This is a genomic window from Pedobacter sp. Leaf216 (genome assembly GCF_001421515.1).
Taxonomy (GTDB): domain Bacteria; phylum Bacteroidota; class Bacteroidia; order Sphingobacteriales; family Sphingobacteriaceae; genus Pedobacter.
On record NZ_LMKM01000032.1, the window covers coordinates 1 to 1,476 of the forward strand.

Sequence of the window (1,476 nt, forward strand, 5' to 3'; positions counted from 1 at the left end):
AAAATTTAAAGGGGAAGCCAAACTTTTTGGAAGTTAACGTGTTTATAGGGGCTTTGTTCATAGGGATTGCAAGGTTCAATCTGCGCCCAGCTGTTTCAAGTTACCAAATAATACTGCCAGATAAACCCAACGGCAGCGGCAGCGCCTGGGTTTTCGCCGGGACTACTGCTTTTGACTTTTATAGTAGTACGGAATAGACTTTACAAAAAAAAATAAAAATCCTTTTAAGATGGGTTAATTGATCGATAAAAACCCTACGAATTAAGATTTAATAATAACAATCAATTTTTTAACTAAAGTAATGATTGCAACCAAAACAATTCCAGCAACGAGACCAAAGCCAAATTCTCTAATAATTGATGGCCAAGTAGGGAAAACATGATGTAAAAATGCTATGTTATGTGCAAATATTCCACCTGACACCAGGATTAATGCCACGGTACCCACTACACTTAATATTTTAATTATAATTGGTAGCGACTGAACCAACAACTTTCCAATGCGTGATAGTATCCCCTTTTCACCGTAAGCTTTGATTAACCTGTAACCAACATCATCCATTCGAACAATTGCTGCTACAATTCCATAAACACCAATTGTAGCCAATAAAGCGACAACAGATACGGTCATAATCTGAATAGCAAGTTTTTGATCTAGTACACTGCCCAATGCGATGATTACGATTTCTATTGAAAGGATAAAATCAGTGGTAATGGCAGATCTGATTTTTACCTTTTCTGCAGCTTCTCCTTCCTGAATTAATTCTTTTGCTTCTGCATGCGAAGATTCGGCCTTATGAAAAAAATATTCTACTATTTTTTCCACTCCTTCAAAAGCCAAATATAATCCACCGAGAACCAAAATCACTTTAATCGCTACGGGAAAAAAAACATTTAAGAGTAATGCTATTGGGACAATAATAATTTTATTAACTAAAGACCCTTTTGTGATTGCCCAAAGCACTGGCAGTTCCCTTGATGAAAGAAAACCAGTTGATTTTTCTGCGTTCACGGCTAAGTCATCACCCAAAATTCCAGCAGTCTTCTTAGCAGCGACCTTTGCCGTTACTGCTACATCATCCATTAACGCACCTATATCATCTAAAATCGCAAAAAAACCCGAAGCCATATCTAATTATTAATGTTGCAAAATATCAATTCCTTTTTAGATTATCTTATTAAATTAAAAATCCCTATCGTTATAATATATCCAAACTGGAGTAACTAAATTTAGGAGTGGAAGTAATTATTCTAAAATTTAAAATGATAAACCAAGAACATCGGAAGGATGGTTTAGTTTGAACATTTATTCAAAAAAGTAAAACGGGTAAAGTCTTTTCGTAAATCAGATTAATTTGCGGGAAACAGCCTCTTTACCATTTAGAAATTAAGGTAATGAAGAAAGGGATTCCAAGTTAACATAGTGCATCTTCATGTCGGGAAGAAAATCGGAAATGCTGATAGGATTGCCTTAAAC

At 35.2% G+C, this 1,476-nt stretch carries 2 protein-coding genes; one reads left to right on the forward strand and one right to left on the reverse strand.

From position 1 onward, the window contains the following. The coding region (locus ASE74_RS25255) for a hypothetical protein (RefSeq protein WP_235526159.1) at nt 1-197 on the forward strand (197 nt) is incomplete at its 5' end. A 64-nt stretch (nt 198-261) separates the two neighbouring features. On the opposite strand, the gene ASE74_RS18335 is transcribed toward ASE74_RS25255, so the two are convergent. Further along, nucleotides 262-1,128: a DUF808 domain-containing protein gene (locus ASE74_RS18335; RefSeq protein WP_055912206.1), complete on the reverse strand. Its 867-nt coding sequence runs from the start codon at nt 1,126-1,128 to the stop codon at nt 262-264. Between the last annotated feature and the right edge of the window lie 348 nt (nt 1,129-1,476).